The organism is Nonomuraea sp. NPDC050786, assembly GCF_040654115.1.
Taxonomy (GTDB): Bacteria; Actinomycetota; Actinomycetes; order Streptosporangiales; family Streptosporangiaceae; genus Nonomuraea.
Genome location: NZ_JBFAHJ010000025.1, coordinates 166,941 through 189,477 on the forward strand (window position 1 = coordinate 166,941; position 22,537 = coordinate 189,477).

The window sequence follows — 22,537 nt, forward strand, 5'->3', positions numbered from 1 at the left end:
GGCTCACCCGCCTACCGCGCGGCCTCGTACCACGTCTCCCGGGCGTGCATCAGCTCGGCCAGATGCCGTCTCGACCACTCGCAGCCCGCGTTCATGGGCTCGATGAGGCTGCGGCCGAGCTCGGTCAGCTCGTACTCGACGCGCGGCGGGATCTCCTCGTACGCGGTGCGCGTGAGCAGGCCGTCGCGCTCCATGGCGCGCAGCGACTCGGTGAGCACCTTCGGGGTGATGCCGCGCAGCACCGCCTGGAGCTCGGTGAAGCGCCGCGGGGCCGACTCCAGGCAGCGGATGATCTTCGCGGTCCACTTGTCGCCGACGCGGATCGGCGCGACTACCGGCGGGCACCCGGCGAACATGTCCGGATCGAGAGGCTCGGCCATTCACACATCGTAAGCGGTGTGCCGGAGGTGACTATCGTTGCGGAAAGCGACATCTCGCCCTTTACCGTCGGCGCGTGGCCCGGAGAGCCCGGGCACGCGGCGGGAGCGTGATGAGAGTGAGCAAGATCGTGGTTTTCGGCGCCGGCGGGCGGGCCGGGAGGCGGGTGGTCGCGGAGGCGGCCGGGCGGGGGCACGAGGTGACGGCCGTGGTGCGGGATCCCGCGAAGTACCCGGCGCTCGCCGGAGCCGGGGTACGGGTGGTCGCCGGGGACGTCACCGACCTCGACGGCGTGGCGGGGGCGGCCGCGGGGCACGACGCGGCCGTTCAGGCGGCGACCCGGATGGACGTGCCGTCGGCGGAGTTCTACACGGCCGCGGCCCGGGCCCTGACGGGCGGGCTGGCCCGTGCCGGGGTGTCCCGGCTGGTGGCGCTGGGGATCGGCACCCTGCTGGAGGTCTCGCCGGGGGTCCGGCTCGTGGACACGCCGGACTTCCCGGCCGACCACCGGGCGTTCTCGCTGGGGCACGCGGCGGAGCTGGAGGTGTTCGAGGCGTCGGAGCTCGACTGGGTGGTGCTCGCGCCGCCGCCCGTGTTCCTCGACGACTCGGCGGCCAGGACGGGGCGTTACCGGATCGGCGGCGGTCAGGTGCCGGCGCTGGAGCCGCCGCTGTCGTTCGCCGACCTGGCGGTGGCGGTGGTGGACGAGGTGGAGCGGCCGGGGCACCACCGCGTCCAGGTCGCCGTCTCGTACTGAAGACATGGGCAACGCCCGGCCGGAGAGCCGGCCGGGCGTTGCTCAGGGCGGTCAGCGGCGGTAGCCGATGACCCGCACCCAGTCCTTGCCCTCCGAGGGGGAGAGCCAGCGGGAGCCCTCGAAGACCGCCCGGAACGTGCCGGACGTGCGAGCGGTCACGCTCGTCGAGAAGTAGCCGCTGCTGCTGGTCCTGACGGTGTCCACGTACTGCCAGCGGCCGCTGCCGTCGGGCCGGAAGAGGATCACGATCCGCTTCCAGGACAGCCGGTGCCAGCGCTCCTCGTCATTGCAGTTGTCGGCGTGGTGGACCGAGACGAGGCCGTTGATGTAGTCCTCGTCACACTGCACGGAGAGCTTGCCCTCGAGGTCGATGGGCCGGCCCCGCCATGCGGGCTCGGGGTTCGCGTCGAACTGCAGGCTGGTGTAGCCCGCGACATCCGGGTCCAGGCCGGTGTCCAGGCCCGGGTCCGCGAGCGCCGGCGAGGCGGCGGTGGCCACCATCGTCGCGCCCAGGGCGGCAGCCGCCAGGCCGGCGGCTAGGCGTCGCATCTTCAAATCGAATTTCCTTCCCCGTCTGAGACGCGGCCCCGAGACGGGGCACGTCATCGCCAATGACGCGTAAGGGTAAGGAAAAGTTGCGATAAAGTTGATCACGATTCAGCAACGGCGGTTTTAGGCCACACCAGGGACTATTTTCGGCTATTGCGTAATTTGTTGAGACTTAGAGATATCTGGGGCGTAGTGTCCTGTTCCGAGGTAGCGGACGCGCCAGAAGCCGCCCGTGCGGCCCGTGACCGTCGTCTCGAAGGCCCCGGAGGCGTCCGTCGTCGTCTGTCCCGCCTTCTCCCAGGGTGAGGAGTCGTCGAGGCGCCACAGGATCTCCAGCGGCTGCTTGGCGAACGGGCCGTACCCGGTGTAGCCGCGCGGGTCCACCCGCCGCAGCGAGCCGCTCAGGCGTACCGCGCCGGAGCGCCCGGCCTCCTCGGCCGTCACCGACGTGATCCTGGTGGCGCGCCTCAACTGGAACGAGGCGTACTCGGTGACCGTGGCGCCGTGCGCGCCCTTGGCGGTGGCGGTGATCGTCCAGGTGCCGGTCGGGTAGTAGCGGTTGAGCCGCTTGTCGGGCAGGAAACGCCAGGTCTCCCAGCCGTCGTTCGCGCGTGGTGCCTGGACGGGGCCCATGGCCTGCCACAGCGGCCGCGAAGGGGCGAGTCTCGCCGCCCCCGCGTCAGGGGCGGGCGTGACCTCCACGCTCGGCTCGGGGGCCGCGGGCGGGCTCGGGGCCGGGGATGGTTCCTGCGGGCGGCGGGTCGCCTCCTCGGTCACCTTGTCGGCGAGAACCGGGCCGGGCGGGGCACCGGGCTCGACCTTCACGGTGACGCCGTCCTTGCCCCTCGCCCCCTTGGCGACCACGTCGATCACCAGGCGGATGGAGTCGTAGGCCCCCACCACGGGCTCCTCGGGACGCACCGTGATGGACCGGATGGCGAGCTCGGCCTCGGGCGGGGACGCGGGCATGGAGAACGGCCCCGCCGCGAGCGAGGCGAGAAGAAGGCTTTTGATCATGATCGAGACGGTAGGAAGCACCCGGTAATGACCAGGACCTCGACACACGCCACCAATGGCAAAGCCGTGATCAGCCGCCTTCGCCGGCCATGGGGTCCGCCGGCCGCGGCCCGCCGTACAGACCTTCGATGATGTCGGCGTACTTGGCGTGGACGACCCGCCTCTTGAGCTTCAGGCTCGGGGTGAGCTCCTCCGTCTCGGCCGTCCACTCGGCGCCCAGCAGGGCCCACCGCTTCACCTGCTGCACCCTGGCCAGCTTGGCGTTGGCGGCCTCGACCGCGGCCTCCACCTCCTTGAGCACCTCCGGGTGCTCGGCGAGCTCCGCGAGCGAGGTGAAGGCGATGCCGCGCGCCTGCGCCCAGCCCGGTGCCACCTCCCCGTCCAGCGTCAGCACGGCCACCGGGTGCGGCCGGTTGTCGCCGTACGCGAGGGCCTGGCCGATGAGCATGTGCTCCTTGAGGTGGTTCTCGATCTCGGCCGGGGAGATGTTCTCGCCGCCGGAGGTGATGATCAGCTCCTTCTTGCGGTCGATCACCCGGTAGAAGCCGTCCTCGTCGACCGTGCCGATGTCGCCGGTGTGCAGCCAGCCGTCGGCGTCGACCAGCTCGGCGGTGGCATCGGTGCGGTTGAGGTAGCCGCGGGTGTTGAGCGGGCTGCGGGTGAGGATCTCGCCGTCCTCGGCGATGCGGACCTCGACGCCCGGCTCGGCCCTGCCGACCGTGCCCAGGCGGTAGCAGGAGGGGCTGTTGCCGGTGAACGCGCCGGTCGTCTCCGTCATGCCGTACACGTCGATGACCTTGAGCCCGAGCCCGGCGAAGAAGTGCTGCACCTCCGCGGGCAGCGGCGCGGCGCCGGTGGCGGTCCACCGGGCGCGGTCGAAGCCGATCATGCCCCGGATGACCGACAGCAGCGAGGCGTCGGCCTCGTCGTAGGCGGCCTGGATCTCGGGGGTGACCGTCCGGCCGTGCTGGCCCGCCTCCACGTACGCGGCGCCCGCCGCCATGGCCCGGCGCACGGCGGCCTGCTGCTCCTCCGGCTGGGTGGCGAGCACGGCGAGCAGGCGGGCCGCCATCTTCTCCCACACCCGCGGCACCCCGAAGAACATCATCGGCCTGACCTGGCCCAGCGTGCTGCCCAGATTCGCCAGGTCGGTGCAGAAGTGCACGTGGGAGACCTTGACCAGGGGCACGTACAGGCTGAGGATCCGCTCGGCGATGTGCGCGTAGGTGAGATAGGAGACCTGCGTGCCCAGCAGGGGCAGCTCGGTGATGCGGTCGGTGGCGGCGACCTCGTAGAAGACGTTCGCGTGGGTGAGTGGCACGCCTTTGGGCATGCCGGTCGTGCCGGAGGTGTAGAGGACGGTGACCACGTCGTCGGAGGTGACCGCGCGCCAGCGGGCCTCGACCTCGTTCGGGTCCACGGCCAGCCGGGCGCGGCCCAGCTCCAGGAAGTCCTGCCAGGACATGAACCGCTCGCCGTCGGGCGTCCCCTCCAGCATGATGATCTTGCGGAGGCCGTCGAGGCGGTCCAGCACCGGCTGCCAGCGGGCCAGCTCGGCGGGGCCGCCCAGCACGGCGTACCTGGCGCCCACGTCCCCTGCCACGAACGCGATCTGCTCGGGCGCGAACGTCGAGTAGACCGTGCAGCCCACGCCGCCCGCGTGCACCGCGCCCAGGTCGGCGAGCACGTGTTCGCTCCGGTTGACCATCATCAGCGCCACCGACTCGCCGGGCTGCAGCCCCAGCGCGGCGAACCCCGCGGCGATCTCCAGGACCCGCCGGCAGGCCTGCGCGTAGGTCAGCGTGGCCCAGCCGTCCCCGTCGGGGTCGGAGTAGGCGGGCGCGTCCGGGTATCGCTCGGCGGCGTGCCTGAGCTGCCCGCAGACGGTACGGCCGGCGATCTCGCGCTCGATCTCGGCCCGGACTTCGAGGACTTCGGCCATGGCACCCGCCTCCAGTCAGTGTTCACTTGCGTGAGTGGCCTGCATCGCACCACACCAGTCCGGGGGCGGCAAGAGTTCGTGAGGCAATACCTGCGTCTATCACGTACAGTAATCCCACCAAATTCGTACAAGGGGGGCGAATGCGGGAAAAGCAGGAGAAAACGTTCTTTGGGCACCCGCGGGCCCTGGCCACACTGTTCGGCACCGAAATGTGGGAGCGGTTCAGCTGGTACGGGCTGCGGGCGATCCTCGCCACGTTCATGGCGGCCTCGCCCGCCCAGCAGGGCCTCGGCCTGCCCGACGAGACCGCGCAGGCCGTCGTCGGCGTCTACGGGGCGCTCATCTACCTGGTCGCGCTGCCCGGCGGCTGGATCGCGGACCGGATCCTGGGTGCGCGCCGGTCGGTGTTCCTGGGCGGGTGCCTCATCCTGCTGGGGCACGTCAGCATGGCCGTGCCCGTGACCTCGCCGCTCTTCATCTGGCTCGGCCTGCTGCTGATCATCAGCGGCACCGGCCTGCTCAAGCCGAACCTGTCCGTCATGGTCGGCAGGCTCTACCCGGAGGAGGACGACGGGCGCAGGGACGCCGGATTCTCGCTCTTCTACCTCAGCATCAACCTGGGCGCCTTCTTCGCGCCCATCGTGGTCGGCTGGCTGGCCGGCGGCGACCGGTGGCACCTGGCCTTCAGCGCCGCCGCCGTCGGGATGGCGCTCGGTCTCATCCAGTACGTACGGGGCGGCCGCGGCCTGCGGGGCATCGGCGAGCCACCGGCACACGTGGAGCACGGCCGGCTCGGCCGCCTGGTGGCCCTCGGCGTGGGGGGGCCGGTGATCGCCCTGGCCGCCTGGGCGGCGACCGGCACGCTCACGATCGACCGGCTCACCGTGGCGATCACCGTGGTCATCGTGCTCGTGACCGTGGGGTACTTCGCCTACATCATGCTCGGCAGCCATGACCTCACCGAGGACGAACGGATCCGGATGAAGGCGTACATCTGGCTGTTCGCGGCCGCGTCCATCTTCTGGATGATCTACGACCTGGCGCCGAGCAAGCTGCTCTTCTTCGCGCGGGACCACACCGATCTGACGCTGTTCGGCGTCCAGATCACGCCGGCCACCACGCAGGCGTTCAACCCGCTCTTCATCATGATCTTCGTGCCGGTGTTCGCGGCGCTGTGGGTGCGGCTCGGGACGCGGGTGAGCACCCCGCAGAAGTTCGCGTTCGCGCTGGTCACGATCGGGGTGAGCTTCGTGGTCATGGCCGTCGCGGCCGCTCTGGCCGGCGGCGGCCGGGTGTCGGTGTGGTGGCTGGTGCTCGTCTACCTGATCCAGGTCTTCGGCGAGCTGTCGCTGAGCCCGGTCGGGCTGTCGGTGACGACGAAGCTGGCGCCCGAGGCGTTCAAGAGCCAGATGCTCGGGGTCTGGTTCATCGCGTTCTCGGTCGGCGACGCGATCGGCGGCCAGACGGGGCGGCTCGGCCGCGTGCTCTCCGACCCGGCGTACTACCTGGTGCTGGCGTCGATGGCGGTCGTGGCGGGCCTCGCGCTGTTCATGTTCACGCGGCAGCTGCGCGTGATGATGGCCGAGCACCACGAACCCGCGATGCGATAAAGATTTCCAGTGTGACTGAGCTTCTCGATCTTGTCGGCATCTTCGTCTTCGCCCTGACGGGTGCGCTCATGGGGGTGCGCAAGCGGCTCGACGTGGTCGGGATGGCGGTGCTGGCCGAGATGACCGCCCTGGGCGGCGGCATCGTCCGCGACCTGATACTCAACGTCCGGCCCGCCGCCTTCCAGAGCCTCGGATACGTGCTGGTGCCGGTGGTCGCGACGGTGATCGTCTTCTTCTGGCACCCGCACGTGGCCCGGGGGATGCCGGTCATCCTCGTGCTGGACGCGGCGGGGCTGGGTCTGTTCAGCGCCGTGGGGACGCAGAAGGCCCTGGAGTACGGCCTCAGCCCGCTGCACGCCGCACTGCTCGGGGCGGTGACGGGCGTGGGCGGCGGCATGCTGCGCGACATGCTGGTCGGGGAGATCCCCACCCTTCTCTACGACCGGCAGTTCTACGCGGTGCCCGCCCTGCTGGGGGCGGGGGTGATGGCGGCGCTGTCGTCCTACGGGCTGCACGGGTGGCCGGCCACGCTGGCGGCGGCGGTGCTGGCGTTCGGGCTGCGGGTCGGGGCCATGCGCCGCAAGTGGCGCGCCCCGCTGGCCAGGGGCACCGGCGAGTGACGGACACCGGACGCGTGGAATCGATCTAGGGGCCGATGCGTTGCTCATGCGGAGAAGGGCGATTTTGGGAGCCGCCGGGCCGGCGTCGTAGTCTTGGCCCTCTGGCGAACGAAGAGGAGGTGACGCCCCGTGTTGCGAGACTCGTTCGGACGGGTGGCGACGGATCTGCGGGTGTCCCTCACGGACAAGTGCAACCTGCGCTGCACGTACTGCATGCCGCCCGAAGGGCTCGACTGGCTGCCCAACGCGCAACTGCTCACCGCCGACGAGATCGTCCGCCTCGTGACGATCGGCGTCGAACGCCTGGGCATCACCGAGGTGCGCTACACCGGCGGCGAGCCCCTCATCCGTCGCGAGCTGGTCGACATCGTCGCCCGCACGACCGCCCTGACCCCCAGGCCGCAGGTCTCGCTGACCACCAACGGCATCGGGCTGGCCCGGCTCGCCGGGCCGCTGGCCGCCGCCGGGCTCGACCGGGTCAACGTCTCGCTCGACACGCTCGACCCCGCGACGTTCAAGCGGCTCGCCCACCGCGACCGGCACGCCGACGTGATCGCCGGGCTCGCCGCCGCGGCCGAGGCCGGCCTGCGCCCCGTCAAGGTGAACGCGGTCCTCATGCGCGACGTCAACGACCACGAGGCGGTGCCGCTGCTGCGGTGGTGCCTGGAGCAGGGATACGAGCTGCGCTTCATCGAGCAGATGCCGCTCGACGCCCAGCACGGCTGGAGCCGCGAGGGCATGGTCACCGCCGACGAGATCCTCGAGCGGCTGTCGGCGGCCTTCGATCTCACGGCCGACGACCTGGAGGAGCGCGGCAGCGCGCCGGCCGAGCGGTTCCTCGTGGGCGGGGGCCCCGCCAAGGTCGGGGTGATCGGGTCGGTGACGCGGCCGTTCTGCGGCTCCTGCGACCGGGTCCGCCTCACCGCCGACGGCCAGGTGCGCAACTGCCTGTTCGCCACGGAGGAGTCCGACCTGAAGAGCGCCATGCGCGACGGGGCGTCCGACGACGAACTGGCCGCGCGGTGGATCGCCGCCGTCGCGCGCAAGCGCGCCGGACACGGCATCGACGACCCGTCCTTCCTGCAGCCGTCCCGGCCGATGTCCGCCATCGGCGGCTAGCGCCATGGCCGGGCCCGAACGGGTGCCCTTCGACGCGGTGATCCTGGCCGGGGGAGAGGCGCGCCGGCTGGGCGGGGCCGACAAGCCCGGCCTCAGGGTGGGCGGCAGATCCCTGGTCGAGCACGTGGTGGCGGCCGTGTCCGGCGCGGGCACGACGGTCGTGGTCGGCCCCGAGCGCCCGATCCCCGGTGTGGTGTTCGCCCGCGAGGACCCGCCCAGGAGCGGCCCCGTCGCCGCCCTGGCCGCCGGGCTCGACCAGGTCGCCGCGCCGTGGGTGGTGCTCCTGGCGGGCGACCTGCCGTTCATGACCGGCGCCCACGTGACCGCCCTGCTGGCGGCCGCGTCGGGCGCTCAGACGCCCCGCGGGGTCGTCATGGTGGACGACGGCGGCCGGGAGCAGTGGCTGGCCGGGGCGTGGCCGGCGGCCCCGCTCAAGACGGCCCTCGCCGCTTACCAGGGGCGTTCGCTCAAGGGGCTGCTCGGCCCGCTGGTCGCCGTCCGGCTGGCGCTGCCCGGTAGGCCCTGGTTCGACTGCGACACAATGGACGATCTGGAGGAGGCTCGCATGAACGTGCTCAACGAATGGACCGTCCTGGCCTGCCGGGAGCTGGGCATCGACCCCGCCCGCGTGGACCGCGACCTGATTCTCGACCTCACCAAGGAGGTCGCCCACGGCGTGGCCAGACCGGCCGCGCCCCTGACGGCGTACCTGCTGGGCCTGGCCCAGGGCGCCGGCACCGCCCCCGACGACGCCGTGGCGAAACTGATCACATTGGCGAAGAACTGGGGACAGGCCACCGCCGAGACGTTGACAGACAGCTGAGACTCGAACGAACTCTTGAAGTCAAGCTCCCTCCTCCCTGAGGATTTCCTGTGAATTAGGAGGCGGGAGGGAGTGAAAACGATTTCGGGAAAGCGGTCCTATCGGATGATCCGATGATCCCGGCGGCCGTCATGTTGATCAATGAGCTTGCCGGGGAAAAGGCGACGCCGGGTGGTTACGGGGGCAAACCACCCGGCGTCGCGTCATCGGCGTTCCGACGGGGGCCCGGAACGCCGGCACCAGCACTCCGACGGGGGACCGGAGCGCTTGGCTAAAGCGTACACCTACAACCCATGGGATGCGTCAAGACTTAGTCACGACCCGATCTCGCGTCGATGCAGCGGTATCTCGGTTTGGTTAGCTTCAGGCGAGTGAAAGGTAGGCGGAGGGGCACCCTTGCCCCTCTCATTGGCCCCGATTACGGCTATGTATGGCAAAAAGACGGCCCCGGCGATGAAGAGCAGCCGGTACGGCCACGGCACCGGCACCACGACGGCCAGGATCAGGCAGATCGTCCGGATGCCCATCTTGACGAGGTAGCCGATCTCACGCTTGTGGATGTCGGCCGTCAGGGACGGCTTGGCGTCCGTGACGTGGTGCACGACTGGTCTCCTACGCCACCCCTTCATATCTTCCACGGTAGACCCCGAGAGGGGAGGGCGCGACAGCACCCTGGCGCGAGGGCGGGGTCATGCGATCATGGCCCTCGAGTAAGGAGGATGTGGAGATGACGGATCGTACGTACCGCGTCACGGAGATCGTTGGCACGTCCGGGGAGAGCGTCGACGAGGCCATCCGCAACGGCATCAAGCGGGCCTCGCAGACGCTGCGTCACCTCGACTGGTTCGAGGTGACGGAGATCCGCGGCTATATCGACGCGGGGGAGGTCGCGCACTTCCAGGTCGGCATGAAGGTGGGCTTCCGCCTCGAGGACGCCTGACCGCGCCGCCCGGGGCTGAGCCTTCCCGCGGCCTCCGCCGCCTGTGCGGCATGTGCGGCCTGTGCGCCGTCCTGGTGCTGTGCGCCGTCCTGGCCCTGTGTGCGGCCCTGGAGGCCTTGGGGCCGTACACCGGCCTTGGAGCCGTACACCGGCCTTGGAGCCGCACACAGGCCTTGGGCGGCGCCGGGGGACGCCCGGCCGGCGTGCGGGCGGACACGGAACGCCCGCCCGAGCCGATGGGCACGGGCGGGCGGACGGAGACGGTCAGCTGGCCTGGCTGACCGTCGACATGTTGAAGTCCGGCACCCGGACCGGCGGCATGACGGTGCGCTGGAAGTAGTCGTTCCACTCCCGCGGCAGCGTGCGCTCGGCCGCCCCCACCTCGCTGAGCCGTCCGAGCAGGTCCACCGGGCTCTCGTTGAAGCGGAAGTTGTTCACCTCGCCCACGACCTCACCGTGCTCGACCAGGTACACCCCGTCGCGGGTCAGCCCGGTCACCAGCAGCGTCTGGGGATCGACCTCGCGGATGTACCACAGGCAGGTGACCAGCAGCCCGTGCCGCGTGGAGGCGATCATGTCCTCCAGCGAGCCGCCGCCGGAGGGCCCCGACATGATCAGGTTGTCGATCCCCGGCGTCACCCGCAGCCCGCTCAGCTCCGCCGAGTAGCGGGTCTGCAGCAGCGCCTCCAGCGTGCCGTCCTTGATCCAGTCGGTCGGCCCCAGCGGCAGCCCGTTGTCGAACACCGAGCTCTCCCTGCTGGAGGCGTGCGCCCTCACGAACGGCGCGCACGCGATGCCCGCCGCCCCCGGATCGCTCGACAGCGTGACGGGGAGCGTGGCCAGCTGTTCGCCCACCCGCGTGCCCCCGCCGGGCTTGGAGAACACCGAACGCCCGTCGAGGGCGTCCCGCGCCCCCGCCGACCAGAACAGGTAGATCATCAGGTCGGCGACCGCGCTGGGCGGCAGCAGCGTCTCGTAACGCCCCGCCGGGAGGTCAACCCGGGTCTTGGCCCACTCCAGCCGCTGCGCCAGCGAGGCGTCCAGCGCCGCCACGTCCACATCGGTGAAGTCCTGCGTGGACACGCCCGTCCACGCCGAGCGCTTGAGGTCGGCCGACTTGGCGTTGAGCTCCAGGCGGCCGGTCGGCTGGTCATGGCGCAGCCGCAGGCCCGTGGACGTGCCGAGGAACGCCGAGTTCAGCGAGTGCTCCGCGAAGCCGTACAGCTTCCTGCCGCCCGCCTCGGCCGCCGCGAACGCCTCGCCGAGTGCCGGGGCGAACCCCTCGAACACCCCGATGTCGGTCGGCTCGACGGAGGAGTCCCAGTGGGGCGACTCCGGCACGCCCTCGACGAGCGGGCGGGCGTCCTCGGCCGGCTGGGCGTCCCGCGCGGCCGCGTCGGCGGCCGCCACCACGTCCGCGAGTTGCTCGTCGCGTACGACCGACCGCGACACGACCCCGGCGCTCCCGCCCGCGATCGAGATCACGGTCACCCGCGAGGAGCGGGCGACGCCGTTGGTGGTGAGCGTGTTGCCCGCGAAGCGCAGGTTGGCCGTGGAGCCCTCGTCCACGAGCACCACGCAGTCGTCGTTGGCCGAGAGCTCGAGAGCCTTCTCGACCATTTCCTGAGGCGTCACTTCCCGCCCTCCTGAACGGTGTTGAGGATCCGCACGCCCCTGAAGAGCGCCGAGGGGCAGCCGTGGCTGACCGGCGCGACCTGGCCCGGCTGGCCCTTGCCGCAGTTGAACGCGCCGCCGAGCACGTACGTCTCGGGGCCGCCCACCGCCTCCATCGACCACCAGAAGTCCGTCGTGGTCGCCTGGTAGGCGAAGTCCCTGACCTGCCCGGCCAGCTTCCCGTGGGAGATCCGGTACGCCCGCTGCCCCGTGAACTGGAAGTTGTAGCGCTGCATGTCGATCGACCAGCTCTTGTCGCCGACGATGTAGATGCCGCGCTCCACGCCCGCGATCAGCTCGTCGGTCGAAGGGCCGCCGGGCGCCGCGGCCAGCGACACGTTGGCCATGCGCTGGATCGGCATGTGACCCGGCGAGTCGGCGAACGCGCAGCCGTTGGAGCGCCCGAGCCCCTTCATCAGCGCCATCCGCCGGTCGAGCTGGTAGCCGACCAGGATGCCGTCCTTGACGATGTCGAAGCTCTGCCCCTGCACGCCCTCGTCGTCGTAGCCGATCGTGGACAGGCCGTGCGTGACCGTCCTGTCGCCGGTCACGTTCATCACCGGCGAGCCGTACACCAGCTCGCCGAGCTGGTCGAACGTGGCGAAACTGGTGCCCGCGTACGCCGCCTCGTAGCCCAGCGCCCGGTCCAGCTCGGTGGCGTGGCCGATCGACTCGTGGATCGTCAGCCACAGGTTGGACGGGTCGATGACCAGGTCGTAGTCGCCCGCCTCGACCGAGGGCGCCGCGAGCTTCTCCGCCAGCAGCTCGGGCAGCCTGGCGAGCTCGGCCTGCCAGTCCCAGCCCGTGCCCGTCAGGTATTCGTACCCGCGCCCGACCGGCGGGGCGAGCGTGGACATGTCGTCGAAGCCGCTCTCGTGGGCCTTCATGGCATTGAGCTTGGGATGCACCCGCACCCGCTGCTGCGTGGTGACGGTGCCGGCCGTGTCGGCGTAGAACTTCTGCTCCTTGACCTGGAGCAGCCGCGCCGACACGTGGTCGGCGCCCTTCATCAGCCCGGCCGACCAGTCGGCCAGCAGGCTCACCTTGTCGGCCGAGGCCACCTCGAACGGGTCCACGTCGTACGAGGACACCCACACCGCGTCGGCGTGCACCGGCTCGGGGGCCAGCTCGATGGGCTCCCTGTTGATCGGGGCGCTCACCTCGGCCACCCGCACCGCCTGCTCGGCGACCGTCGCGGCCGCCTCCGGCGTCAGATGGATGCCCGCGGCGAACCCCCACGTGCCGCCCTTGACGACACGCACGGCGTAGCCCAGATCGTCGGCGTCCATGGCGCCTTCGAGCCGGGCATCATAGAGGCTGAGTGTCTCGGCTCTGACGCGTTCGAGGCGGAAGTCGGCGTGCTCGGCGCCGAGGTCGCGGGCGCGTTGCAGAGCGGCGTCCGCGAGCTGCCGCAGCGGCAGCTCCAGGAAGTCGGGATCGATCTGGCGCATGTCCACGATCCTAACCCTGTGATCTTGTGCCACCCGGACAACCGGATACCCGCCGGTAGGAGATAGCGTCTGATGCCATGGCACGCTCTGTACTCGTCACCGGGGGCAATCGCGGCATAGGCCTCGCGATCGCCCGTGAACTCGCCGCGGCCGGCGATGCCGTCGCGGTCACCTACCGATCGGGGGAGCCGCCCGAGGGCCTGTTCGGCGTGCGCTGCGACGTCACCAGCATGGCCGACGTCGAGGCCGCGTTCGACAAGGTCGAGGCGGAGCAGGGCCCCGTCGAGGTCCTCGTCTCCAACGCGGGGATCACCAAGGACACGCTGCTGGCGATGATGAAGGAAGACACCTTCACCGACGTCATCGACGCCAACCTGACGGGCGCGTACCGCGTCGCCAAGCGGGCCATCCGCCCGATGATGAAGCTCAAGCGCGGCCGGATCATCCTCATCTCCTCCGTGGTCGGCCTGTCCGGCCAGGCCGGACAGGCCAACTACGCCGCCTCCAAGGCCGGGCTCGTCGGCTTCGCCCGCTCCCTGGCCCGCGAGTACGGCTCGCGCAACATCACGGTCAACGTGGTCGCACCCGGCTTCGTCAAGACCGACATGACGGCCGACCTCGACCACGAGGCGATCGTCTCCCAGATCCCCCTCGGGCGGCAGGCCGTGCCCGGGGAGGTGGCACGCGTCGTACGCTTCCTGGCCGGCGACGACGCCTCCTACATCACCGGGGCCGTGATCCCGGTCGACGGCGGACTCGGAATGGGGCACTGACGTGGGAATTCTCGAAGGCAAGCGGATCCTCGTGACCGGCGTGCTCACCGACTCCTCGATCGCGTTCGCGGTGGCCAAGCTGGCGCAGGAGGAGGGCGCCACCGTGGTGCTCACCGGGTTCGGCCGGCTCAGCCTGGTGGAGCGCATCGCCAAGCGCCTGCCCAGCCCGGCGCCGGTGCTGGAGCTCGACGTCCAGAACACCGAGCACCTCGACACGCTCGCGGCCCGGGTGGGCGAGCACGTGGACGGCCTCGACGGGGTGGTCCACTCGATCGGCTTCGCCCCGCAGACGGCACTCGGCGGCAACTTCCTCAACACCACGTGGGACGACGTCGCCACGGCCCTGCACGTGTCGACCTACTCGTTCAAATCCCTCGCGGTGGCCTGCCTGCCGCTGATGAAGGAGGGCGGGGCGGTCGTCGGCCTCGACTTCGACGCCACGAAGGCGTGGCCGGTCTACGACTGGATGGGCGTGGCCAAGGCCGGCCTGGAGTCGTGCAGCCGCTACCTCGCCCGTGACCTGGGCAAGCAGAACATCCGCGTCAACCTGGTGGCGGCCGGCCCGCTGCGCACGATGGCGGCCAAGTCGATCCCCGGTTTCAAGGAGTTCGAGGACAGCTGGCCGGAGAAGGCCCCGCTGGGCTGGGACCTCGCGGACACGGGTCCGGCGGCCAAGGCCTGCGTGGCCCTCATGTCCGACTGGTTCCCGGCCACGACCGGCGAGATCGTCCACGTGGACGGCGGCGTCCACGCCATCGGCGCCTGACCACCCCCGCCTTGACGGTGATGCGCCCCCGATGCCACTGGACACGGCACCGGGGGCGCATCGGCGCGCCGGGGCGGTAGGGCGTGGTGCGGCGGGCCGGTAGGGCGGTGCGGGACTCGGCGCAATGCCTACGACGCTCAGCGCGGCGACACGCGACCAGTGCGCGGCACGATTGACGCGGGACAAATGCGCCGCTCGGTAAACGCGCATCAGATGGGCCTGCGCCGTAGATGGCCGCGCCGTGGAGAGGGGCGGGACTCGCCGGGGCGGCAGGCGATCGCGTCCGGCGTGGGCCGGGTGTCGGGCCAGGTGGGTGACGGTCGTTGCCGGTGTCGGCCGGGTGTCGGGCCAGGTGGTGACGCTCGTTGCCGGTGTCGGCCGGGTGTCAGGCCACGCGGTGGCGGCCGTTGCCGGCGCCGGCCGGTTCGAAGGGGATCGACTCCGACGGCTCCGCCCGGTGCCGGCGTTGCTGGACGATCCGCGTGGCCAGCACCGCCGACGCCAGCAGCGCGATCGTCAGTGCCGTCCCCAGTACGTCCGAGGCCGGCGGGCTGGGCCGTACCACCCGCTGGTCCTGCATCGGGACCGTCAGCTCATGAGCGAACGGATTGGGCCACAGCAGATCCACCCGGGGCTCGTCCGTGTCGACGACCGTCTTCTCCTCGGAGACCGGCCGACCCGTGTCCGTGAGCTGCGGCCGCTCCTCCGGGGGCGTCGGCGCGGTCGTGGGCACGGACTCCACCCCCCACTCCCGGGGCCGTGACGTGCGGCCGGGGGTGGGCGAGGGCGACACCTTCTCCACCCCGCTCCGGTCCTGGCAGGCCAGCACCGGCAGGCACACGCCGCCCAGTGTCTCGTCCAGCCCCGTGGTGGAGGGGGTGGGCGTGTTGTGCGAGGACTTGGGGGTGGGTGTCGTCTTGGTGGTGGGCACCGCCTCCCCGACGCGGCCGAGCACCTCGTTGGTGGTCTTGTCGACGCCGTCCGTCACCTTGTCGGTCGTCCCGCCCGTCACGTCGTCGACCGTGCCGGTGATGCCGTTGACCACGTCGCACAGCGTGTTGGTCACCCCGGAGAGCAGGCCACCGTCTCGCGTGCAGTCCTGGGGAGCGGCCGACGCGGCAGGCGCCGCCACGGGGACGGTCACCAGCGCCACCGCGAGAACTCCAGCCGAGATCGCGGTCCTGCTCCCCATCCATCCCCTCCTGCGTCGCTTACAGGGGAAATCTTTATGGACATCGCGCATGGGACGCAGGCGTTTGCCGGGTAAAGTTGCGATTCGGTATCGAGTAGTGATACGCGAGGGAGCCTCTCGTTTCGGGGGCGAGGGGTCAGTCGAGTGACGAAACGTCATCGAGGGCCTCTCGGATCTCTATGGGCAGCACCACGTCCTCGGCCGTCAAGGCCCCGGTGAGCTGCGCGTGCGTGCGTGCTCCGACGATGGCCGAGGTGATCCCCGGCTGGTCGCGCACCCAGGACAGGGCGACCGCCAGCGGCGACACGCCGAGCCCGTCGGCGGCGGTCACGACCGACTCCACGACGCTGCGGCTGCGCTCGTCCAGGTAAGGCCGGACGAAGTCGGCGAAGTGCGGTGTCGCGGCCCGGGAGTCGGCGGGGATGCCGGTGCGGTACTTCCCGGTGAGCACCCCGCGCCCCAGCGGTGACCAGGCCAGCACGCCCACGCCCAGGTGGGCGGCGGCGGGCAGCAGCTCGCGCTCGGGCTCCCGGGCCAGCAGGGAGTATTCGGTCTGCGCCGAGATGATCGGGATGCGGCCGGGGACGGACGTCTGGGTGACCGCGGCCGCGGCCAGCTGCCAGCCGGTGTAGTCGCACACGCCCGCGTAGACGGCCCGCCCCGAGGAGACGATCGCGTCGAGCGCGGCCAGGGTCTCCTCCAGCGGGACCTCGGCGTCGTACGTGTGCAGCTGCCACAGGTCGACGTAGTCGACGCCGAGCCGGTTGAGCGACTCGTCGACCGCGGCGATCAGGTGGCGCCTGGAGGCGTCGCGCGGCCTGCGCCCGGCCGGCGTCACCACGGCCTTGGTGGAGATCACCAGCTCCGAACGCGGCACGGAGTCGCGCAGCATCCGCCCCAGCAGCCGCTCGGAGTCGCCGCCGGTGTAGACGTCGGCCGTGTCCACGAGGTTGCCGCCGGCCTCCAGGAACGTGCGGAGCTGCGCGGACGCCTCGTCCGCGTCGGTGTCACGCCCCCAGGTCATCGTGCCGAGCCCCAGCCGGGACACCGACAGGCCGCTGCGGCCGACATAGCGCTGCTCCATGATCCCGCCAGGGTACCAACAACAGACCTGCTCATCAGGCTCCCGCTCCACTGTCGTTCGTGGTCAGCGCGGGGGCGGCTCCCGGCTCGCGGGTTACCCGTTTGCCGTCAAGGCGGGTGAAAAGTTGTGATCGACGCCTGCCACACTTACCGGGTGACCACCCTGCTTCTGGCCCGACACGGGCTGACGGACCTCACCGGCCCGGTGCTGGCCGGCCGAACGCCGGGCGTGCATCTGAGCGAGGCCGGCCGGGCGCAGGCCGCGGCGCTCGCCGCCCGCCTCGCGGGCGTCAGGCTCGACGCCATCGTCTCCAGCCCGCTCGAACGCTGCCAGGAGACGGCCCAGGCCGTCGCCGGCGGGCGTGAGATGGAGGTGCGGACCGACGACCGCTTCATCGAGTGCGGGTACGGCGAGTGGACCGGGCGGCCGCTCAAGGAGCTCGCCAAGGAGCCGCTGTGGCAGGTGGTGCAGGCGCACCCCAGCGCGGCGACATTCCCGGAAGGGGAGTCGCTGGCCGGTATGCAACATCGGGCGGTCTCGGCGATCAGGGAGTGGAATCAACGTCTCGGTGAGAAGGGTGTCTACCTGGTTTGCAGCCACGGCGACGTGATCAAGTCGATCGTCGCGGACGCTCTGGGCCTCCATCTCGATCAGTTTCAGCGGATAACAGCTGATCCGGCGGCCCTCACCGTCATTCGCTATGCCCCCTTGCGACCCTTTGTTCTCAGGCTTAACGATATGGGGGAATTGAGGCTCCCCGAGGATTCGGAGGAGAAAGACGGGGGAGAAAACATCACCGGGAGCGATGCCGCCGTCGGCGGTGGACCCGGAACCACGTAAGGTCAGCGTATGCCGGTCTTCGACTACGACCCACCAGAGAGGTTCGTCGCCGGTGCCCTGGGGCAGCCGGGCGCGCGGGCCTTTTTTCTGCAGGCCAGGGCCGAGGGCAGACTGACCACGGTGGCGCTGGAGAAACTGCAGGTCGCCGCGCTCGCGGGCAGGCTCGACGAGCTGCTCGACGAGGTGCTGCGGCTCAGCGGGGGCTCCGCGCAGGTCCCCGCGCTGGCCCCGGCCGACCTGACCGACGACGCGCCTCTCGAGACCCCGGTCGCGGAGGACTTCCGCGTGGGCACGATGGCGCTGGCCTGGGACGCGGAGCGGGCGCAGGTGGTGATAGAGGCGCAGGAGGTCGTCGACGAGGACGACGTCGACGGCCCCGACCCAGCGGTTCTGCGCGTGCGCATCAGCGCGGGAGCCGCTCGCGCCTTCACCCAGCGGGCCCTGCAGATCGTCGCGGCCGGCCGGCCGCCCTGCCCTCTGTGCGGACAGCCGCTCGACGCCACCGGGCACGTGTGCGTGCGTCTCAACGGATACCGCGGGGGTGAGGCGGCTTCATGACCGCTCCTGAGAGCGAACCGGCCATCAAGCCGTCCCGACAACCGCCGTCCATACAAGACGATGAGGCCCTCGCGTTGCTGCGCGACGGCCGCCTGGAGGTGGCCGGCCGGCTGGTCGAGGCCACCAACATGACGCTGTACTGCTCGGTCAAGCTGGGCTCCCGCACGGCCGCCTGCGTCTACAAGCCGGTACGCGGCGAGCGCCCGCTGTGGGACTTCCCCGACGGCACCCTCGCCGCCCGCGAGGTGGCCGCGTTCGAGGTGTCGCAGGCCACCGGCTGGAACATCGTGCCGCCCACCGTCTACCGAGACGGCCCCTTCGGCCCGGGCATGGTCCAGCTCTGGATCGACACCGAGCGGGAGATCGACCTCACGCGGCTGGTCAAGAGCCGCAACCCGCTGGTGCGCCGGATGGCGGTGTTCGACGCGGTGGTCAACAACGCCGACCGCAAGGGCGGGCACCTGCTGCCCCTGCCCACAGGGCACGTCTACGGGGTCGATCACGGGGTCTGCTTCTCCGTGGAGGACAAGCTCCGTACCGTGCTCTGGCAATGGCGCGGCAAGCCCCTGGCCCGCGAGGCGGTGGCCGTGCTGGCCAAGCTCGAGCGCGACATCGAGTCGGGCTCGCTCGGGCGCAGGCTGCGCGAGCTGCTGACGCTGGCGGAGGTCGAGGCCACCTGGCAGCGGGTCAGGCGGCTGCTCGACACGGGGGTCCACCCGTACCCGTCGGAGGGATGGCCCGCCATCCCCTGGCCCCCGATCTAAAGCGATCATCGCCCGTTTATTACTCTTTGCGCCATGTGCACGCTGATCGTGAGAACCGGGCAGCCGCTGGCCCTCATGGGCGTGAGGGACGAGTACGCCGATCGCCCATGGGAGGGTCCGGGGGAGCACTGGCCGGAATACCCGGGGGTGATCGGCGGGCGCGACCTCAAGGCCGGCGGCACCTGGCTGGCCGTCAACCCCTCGGCCCGCCGCGCCGCCGCGCTGCTCAACGGGCGCGGCAAGGCGGCCCGGGAGACCACCCGGATCTCCCGGGGAGACCTGGCGCTGCGGGCGGCGTACACCGGAGCGGCGCCCGGCGGCGACCTCACCCGCTACGACCCCTTCCACCTGGTGCTCGCCGAGCCGGCCCGCGTCCGCCTGTTCAGCTGGGACGGCGACCGGCTGACCACCACCGACCTGCCCGAGGGCACCAGCATGGTCGTGAACACGGGGCTCGACCCGGCGGACGTGCGGGTGGCCGCGTACCTGCCCCGATTCGAGAGCGAGCCGTGGGGCGAGCTGATCAAGGCGGAGCCGTCCGCCGACCCGGCCGCGCTCATCGTCCGGCACGAGCTGCCCGACGGCCGGATCTTCGCCTCCCTGTCGGTGATGGAGGTCACACTCGCGCCGGACGCGGTGACGTACGACTTCGCCGACCTGACCGCTGATCGGGACGGATAGGCTCAAACACATGAGATCGTGGGCTGCCCAGAACGTTCCAAAGCTCCCAGGTGAGAGCATTCCGCTGAGTCTCTACGACACGTCGGCCAGGCAGGTGAGGCAGACCGATCCAGGGCCGACCGCCAGGATCTACGTCTGCGGCATCACCCCTTACGACGCCACCCATCTCGGCCACGCCAACACGTACCACGCCTTCGATCTCGTCGGCCGGATGTGGCGTGACGCGGGCCACGAGGTCCACTACACGCAGAACGCCACCGACGTGGACGACCCGCTGCTGGAGCGGGCCGCGCAGACCGGTGTCGACTGGCGCGACCTGGCCGAGCGGGAGATCGAGCTGTTCCGCGGCGACATGGAGGCGCTGCGGATCCTGCCGCCCCGCGAGTACGTCGGCGTCACCGAGGTCGTCGGCCGCGTCGCCGACCTGATCGCCAAGCTGTCCGCCAAGGGCGTCACGTACGTCCTCGACGGCGACGTCTACTTCAGCGTGGCCGACGCCCCCAAGTTCGGCCAGGTGTCCGGCTACGACGAGGCCGAGATGACGGACCTGTTCGCCGAGCGCGGCGGCGACCCCGGCAGGCCCGGCAAGCGTGATCCCCTCGACTGGCTGCTGTGGCGGGCCGAGCGGCCCGGCGAGCCGGCCTGGGAGTCCCGCCTGGGCCGGGGCCGTCCCGGCTGGCACATCGAGTGCACCGCGATCGCCCTCGACAGCCTGGGCGCGGGCTTCGACGTGGCGGGCGGCGGCTCCGACCTGATCTTCCCGCACCACGAGTGCGGCGCCTCCGAGGGCCACGCGCTCACGGGCGAGTGGCCGTTCGCCAAGTTCTACACGCACGCGGGCATGGTGGCGCTCGACGGCGACAAGATGTCCAAGTCCAAGGGCAACCTCGTGTTCGTGTCGAAGCTGCGGCAGGCGCACGACCCGATGGCGGTCCGGCTCGTGCTGCTGGGCCGGCACTACCGCGCGGACTGGGAGTACGTCCCGTCGCAGATGGCCGAGGCCGAACGCCGGCTGGCGACGTGGCGCTCCGCGGTCGCGCTGTCCTCGGGCCCGCGCGCGGACGACCTGCTGGCCACGGTGCGCGCCCGGATGGCCGACGACCTCGACTCCCCGGGAGCCGTGGCCGCCATCGACGCCTGGGCGGCCGAGGCCCTCACCACCGGCGGCCCCGACCCCGACGCCCCCCGCCTGGTCCGCGACCTGGCCGACGCCCTCCTGGGCGTCGCACTCTGACGGCGCCGACGGGGGCGGCTTGCGACGGCGCACGACTGTCCCTAGCCCGCAACCACCGGCGCGGGGTCGGCGGGATGTTCTGCGGCGGAGTGCGGCGCAACGCGCAGGGTGGGACCGCGGCCGCGCCCGGTCGGCACCCTAAAAGGGACGCCTGGCTGGGAGCCCGAGAAAGCGCCCAGCCGGGACAGGCCGTTAAAGTGACGCCTGGTGCAGGCCCGGAGCGTCCGTCAAAGACGGGCGGTGCCCGAGGGCGGTGTCGTAGCGCTGCCAGATCAGCGCCGCCACGTCCGGGTCCGCCCCCAGCGGGTCGCTCACCAGCCCCGCCCCCGCCGCCGCCAGCCGGTCGTAAAAGAATCCGGGCGCGAGGACGTACGAGGCGATGGCCACGCGGGCGGCGGGGGTGGACCCGAGCCGTTCCATGGCCTCCTCGAGCGACGGCGACCCGGCCGAGGCGAAGGCCGCCGTGACCGGGCGCGCGAGGCGTACGGCCAGCAAATGGGCGGCGGCGCGGACGTCGGCGAGCGCGGACGGGTCGGAGGAGCCGGCGGCGCCCAGGATCACGGCGTCCGTGGAGCGCAGGCCGGCCCGCGCCAGCTTGCGCGCCAGCGCCGAGGTCAGCAGCCGGTGCGGCCCCAGCCAGCCGGCCATCACGGCGTCGGGACGGCACTCGGCGATGACCTCGGGCAGGTCGATGTGGGCGTGGTAGCCGCCCGCCAGCAGCAGCGGCACCACGACCACCGGGCCCCGGACCGCCGGCAGCACGTCGGAGAGCAGGGGCGAGCTGATCTCCCGGTAGCTCAGCTCGACGCGCTGCCCGGGACGTGCCTTTCTGACGGTCTCCGCCAGGGCCGACAGGGTCTGTTCCCCGGCCGCGCTGCGCGTGCCGTGCGCGGCCAGGACAAGCGCAGGGATCATCGAAACCTCCGGAGGAAGCCCAGTCCTTTTGGGCTGTGAGGAATCCGGGCCTGCTGCGAAGCGGGACAGGGACAGCCGGATCGCCGCCCAGATGATCCGGCTTCAACCCTGCGATGAACGCTCAATTTTGTCGTACCTCTCCGATAGATTGACTGATCGTGACGACACCACCGCAGGCAGGCACGGGTGCCGGGCATGTCCGGTACTCCTACCGGCTTCGGGTGTCGTCCACCGCCCGCGCCGCCCTGCTGGCCGAGTGGGACCGGTGCCGGTGGATCTGGAACGAGTGCGTCGCCAAGTCCCAGCAGGTGCACCTGCACAACCGGGTCCACCCGGGCGACAAGCGGACGTGCGGCCCGGCCCAGCTCGACAAGATGCTGACCGAGGCCCGCCAGATCACGCCGTGGCTGTGTGCGGGCTCCAGCGTCCCCCAGCAGCAGATCATCCGGGACTTCGGCAGATCCCGCGCCAAAGCCCTCAAGGACATCGCCGAACGCCTGCCGGTCCGGCAGCGGGCCGGGATGCCGCGCTTCAAGAACAAGGACCTGGCCCACCCGAGCCTGAACTACACCCGGCGCGGCTTCGGCATCAAGGGCGGTCGCCTGCATCTGGCGGGCGGGATCGTGCTGACCGTGGTGTGGTCGCGCGATCTGCTCGGCGAGCCGTCGTCGGTGCGGGTGTACCGCGACAGCCTCGGCCACTGGTACTGCTCGTTCGTCGTCCCCGCCCAGGTGCAGCCGCTGCCGGAGACGGGACGGGTGATCGGCATCGACTGGGGCGTGACCCAGACCGCGACCACCACCAGCGACGACCATGACCTGCCGCACCCCGAATACGGCAAGAAGGCCCA

24 protein-coding genes are annotated in these 22,537 nt (G+C 71.1%); 14 read left to right on the top strand and 10 right to left on the bottom strand.

Annotation, left to right across the window (positions count from 1 at the left end; all coding sequences use genetic code 11):
• Positions 1-11 precede the first annotated feature (11 nt).
• Positions 12-380, bottom strand: a complete 369-nt coding sequence (locus AB0H84_RS36560) for a helix-turn-helix domain-containing protein (protein WP_357614869.1) — start codon at positions 378-380, stop codon at positions 12-14.
• 110 nt (positions 381-490) lie between these two features.
• On the opposite strand from AB0H84_RS36560, the gene AB0H84_RS36565 reads away from it, so the two are divergent.
• Entirely contained in the window at positions 491-1,135 is a 645-nt protein-coding gene (locus tag AB0H84_RS36565) for an NAD(P)H-binding protein (protein ID WP_357614872.1), read from the top strand.
• 51 nt (positions 1,136-1,186) lie between these two features.
• On the opposite strand, the gene AB0H84_RS36570 is transcribed toward AB0H84_RS36565, so the two are convergent.
• The 3 genes from AB0H84_RS36570 to AB0H84_RS36580 all read right to left on the bottom strand — a co-directional run bounded on the left by AB0H84_RS36570 (position 1,187) and on the right by AB0H84_RS36580 (position 4,643).
• Positions 1,187-1,684 carry a hypothetical protein gene (locus AB0H84_RS36570; RefSeq protein WP_357614874.1) on the bottom strand — a complete coding sequence of 166 codons (498 nt, stop codon included), beginning with the start codon at positions 1,682-1,684 and terminating at the stop codon, positions 1,187-1,189.
• A 150-nt stretch (positions 1,685-1,834) separates the two neighbouring features.
• The gene (locus AB0H84_RS36575) at positions 1,835-2,701 is read right to left on the bottom strand and encodes a hypothetical protein (protein WP_357614877.1); all 867 of its coding nucleotides are present in this window, start codon (positions 2,699-2,701) and stop codon (positions 1,835-1,837) included.
• Positions 2,702-2,771: 70 nt separating this feature from the next.
• The gene (locus AB0H84_RS36580; protein WP_357614879.1) at positions 2,772-4,643 is read right to left on the bottom strand and encodes an AMP-dependent synthetase/ligase; all 1,872 of its coding nucleotides are present in this window, start codon (positions 4,641-4,643) and stop codon (positions 2,772-2,774) included.
• A 140-nt stretch (positions 4,644-4,783) separates the two neighbouring features.
• Here AB0H84_RS36580 and AB0H84_RS36585 point away from each other — a divergent pair, with 140 nt between their 5' ends.
• The 4 genes from AB0H84_RS36585 (at position 4,784) to AB0H84_RS36600 (ending at position 8,815) form a co-directional block, all read left to right on the top strand.
• On the top strand, positions 4,784-6,253 hold the full coding sequence (locus tag AB0H84_RS36585; protein ID WP_357614882.1) for an oligopeptide:H+ symporter: 1,470 nt from the start codon (positions 4,784-4,786) through the stop codon (positions 6,251-6,253).
• 11 nt (positions 6,254-6,264) lie between these two features.
• Positions 6,265-6,873, top strand: a complete 609-nt coding sequence (locus tag AB0H84_RS36590; RefSeq protein WP_357614885.1) for a trimeric intracellular cation channel family protein — start codon at positions 6,265-6,267, stop codon at positions 6,871-6,873.
• Between the two features lie 129 nt (positions 6,874-7,002).
• Positions 7,003-7,992, top strand: coding sequence for a GTP 3',8-cyclase MoaA (gene moaA / locus AB0H84_RS36595; RefSeq protein WP_357614888.1), 990 nt, complete (start codon positions 7,003-7,005; stop codon positions 7,990-7,992).
• Positions 7,993-7,996: 4 nt separating this feature from the next.
• Positions 7,997-8,815 (top strand): NTP transferase domain-containing protein, encoded by an 819-nt coding sequence (locus AB0H84_RS36600; RefSeq protein WP_357614891.1) that lies wholly within the window; start codon positions 7,997-7,999, stop codon positions 8,813-8,815.
• A gap of 314 nt (positions 8,816-9,129) precedes the next feature.
• On the opposite strand, the gene AB0H84_RS36605 is transcribed toward AB0H84_RS36600, so the two are convergent.
• Entirely contained in the window at positions 9,130-9,417 is a 288-nt protein-coding gene (locus AB0H84_RS36605; protein ID WP_357614894.1) for a DUF3099 domain-containing protein, read from the bottom strand.
• A gap of 125 nt (positions 9,418-9,542) precedes the next feature.
• Here AB0H84_RS36605 and AB0H84_RS36610 point away from each other — a divergent pair, with 125 nt between their 5' ends.
• The gene (locus AB0H84_RS36610) at positions 9,543-9,755 is read left to right on the top strand and encodes a dodecin (RefSeq protein WP_344995469.1); all 213 of its coding nucleotides are present in this window, start codon (positions 9,543-9,545) and stop codon (positions 9,753-9,755) included.
• A 264-nt stretch (positions 9,756-10,019) separates the two neighbouring features.
• Here AB0H84_RS36610 and AB0H84_RS36615 read toward each other — a convergent pair whose 3' ends face one another.
• Both AB0H84_RS36615 and AB0H84_RS36620 read right to left on the bottom strand, forming a co-directional pair.
• Complete coding sequence (locus AB0H84_RS36615; protein ID WP_357614897.1) at positions 10,020-11,390, bottom strand: metallopeptidase TldD-related protein; 1,371 nt, start codon at positions 11,388-11,390, stop codon at positions 10,020-10,022.
• Positions 11,387-12,880 carry a TldD/PmbA family protein gene (locus AB0H84_RS36620; RefSeq protein ID WP_357614900.1) on the bottom strand — a complete coding sequence of 498 codons (1,494 nt, stop codon included), beginning with the start codon at positions 12,878-12,880 and terminating at the stop codon, positions 11,387-11,389. The genes AB0H84_RS36615 and AB0H84_RS36620 overlap by 4 nt, the downstream gene beginning before the upstream one ends.
• Positions 12,881-12,957: 77 nt before the next feature.
• Here AB0H84_RS36620 and fabG point away from each other — a divergent pair, with 77 nt between their 5' ends.
• Together fabG and fabI are read left to right on the top strand one after the other, a co-directional pair.
• On the top strand, positions 12,958-13,653 hold the full coding sequence (gene fabG / locus AB0H84_RS36625) for a 3-oxoacyl-ACP reductase FabG (RefSeq protein ID WP_357614903.1): 696 nt from the start codon (positions 12,958-12,960) through the stop codon (positions 13,651-13,653).
• Between the two features lies 1 nt (position 13,654).
• Positions 13,655-14,419 carry an enoyl-ACP reductase FabI gene (gene fabI / locus AB0H84_RS36630; RefSeq protein WP_357614907.1) on the top strand — a complete coding sequence of 255 codons (765 nt, stop codon included), beginning with the start codon at positions 13,655-13,657 and terminating at the stop codon, positions 14,417-14,419.
• Positions 14,420-14,804: 385 nt separating this feature from the next.
• Here the strand turns inward: fabI and AB0H84_RS36635 are convergent, their stop codons facing one another.
• Together AB0H84_RS36635 and AB0H84_RS36640 are read right to left on the bottom strand one after the other, a co-directional pair.
• Positions 14,805-15,611, bottom strand: a complete 807-nt coding sequence (locus AB0H84_RS36635) for a hypothetical protein (protein ID WP_357614909.1) — start codon at positions 15,609-15,611, stop codon at positions 14,805-14,807.
• A gap of 136 nt (positions 15,612-15,747) precedes the next feature.
• Positions 15,748-16,695, bottom strand: a complete 948-nt coding sequence (locus AB0H84_RS36640; RefSeq protein ID WP_357614912.1) for an aldo/keto reductase — start codon at positions 16,693-16,695, stop codon at positions 15,748-15,750.
• 153 nt (positions 16,696-16,848) lie between these two features.
• Between AB0H84_RS36640 and AB0H84_RS36645 the strand changes: the two genes are divergently transcribed.
• Genes AB0H84_RS36645 through mshC form a run of 5 tightly spaced genes read left to right on the top strand, consistent with a single transcriptional unit; the run spans position 16,849 to position 20,772 of the window.
• On the top strand, positions 16,849-17,535 hold the full coding sequence (locus tag AB0H84_RS36645; RefSeq protein WP_357614915.1) for an MSMEG_4193 family putative phosphomutase: 687 nt from the start codon (positions 16,849-16,851) through the stop codon (positions 17,533-17,535).
• 9 nt (positions 17,536-17,544) lie between these two features.
• A complete protein-coding gene (locus tag AB0H84_RS36650; RefSeq protein ID WP_357614917.1) occupies positions 17,545-18,093 on the top strand; it encodes a DUF3090 domain-containing protein in 549 nt (182 codons plus the stop codon).
• Complete coding sequence (locus AB0H84_RS36655; RefSeq protein ID WP_357614919.1) at positions 18,090-18,857, top strand: SCO1664 family protein; 768 nt, start codon at positions 18,090-18,092, stop codon at positions 18,855-18,857. The genes AB0H84_RS36650 and AB0H84_RS36655 overlap by 4 nt, the downstream gene beginning before the upstream one ends.
• A gap of 33 nt (positions 18,858-18,890) precedes the next feature.
• Positions 18,891-19,538 (top strand): NRDE family protein, encoded by a 648-nt coding sequence (locus tag AB0H84_RS36660; RefSeq protein WP_357614922.1) that lies wholly within the window; start codon positions 18,891-18,893, stop codon positions 19,536-19,538.
• Between the two features lie 10 nt (positions 19,539-19,548).
• Entirely contained in the window at positions 19,549-20,772 is a 1,224-nt protein-coding gene (mshC, locus tag AB0H84_RS36665) for a cysteine--1-D-myo-inosityl 2-amino-2-deoxy-alpha-D-glucopyranoside ligase (RefSeq protein WP_357614925.1), read from the top strand.
• A 192-nt stretch (positions 20,773-20,964) separates the two neighbouring features.
• On the opposite strand, the gene AB0H84_RS36670 is transcribed toward mshC, so the two are convergent.
• On the bottom strand, positions 20,965-21,687 hold the full coding sequence (locus AB0H84_RS36670; RefSeq protein ID WP_357614928.1) for a sirohydrochlorin chelatase: 723 nt from the start codon (positions 21,685-21,687) through the stop codon (positions 20,965-20,967).
• A 158-nt stretch (positions 21,688-21,845) separates the two neighbouring features.
• On the opposite strand from AB0H84_RS36670, the gene AB0H84_RS36675 reads away from it, so the two are divergent.
• Positions 21,846-22,537, top strand: a 692-nt coding sequence (locus AB0H84_RS36675) for a transposase (RefSeq protein WP_357614931.1), incomplete at its 3' end; no start/stop codon positions are given.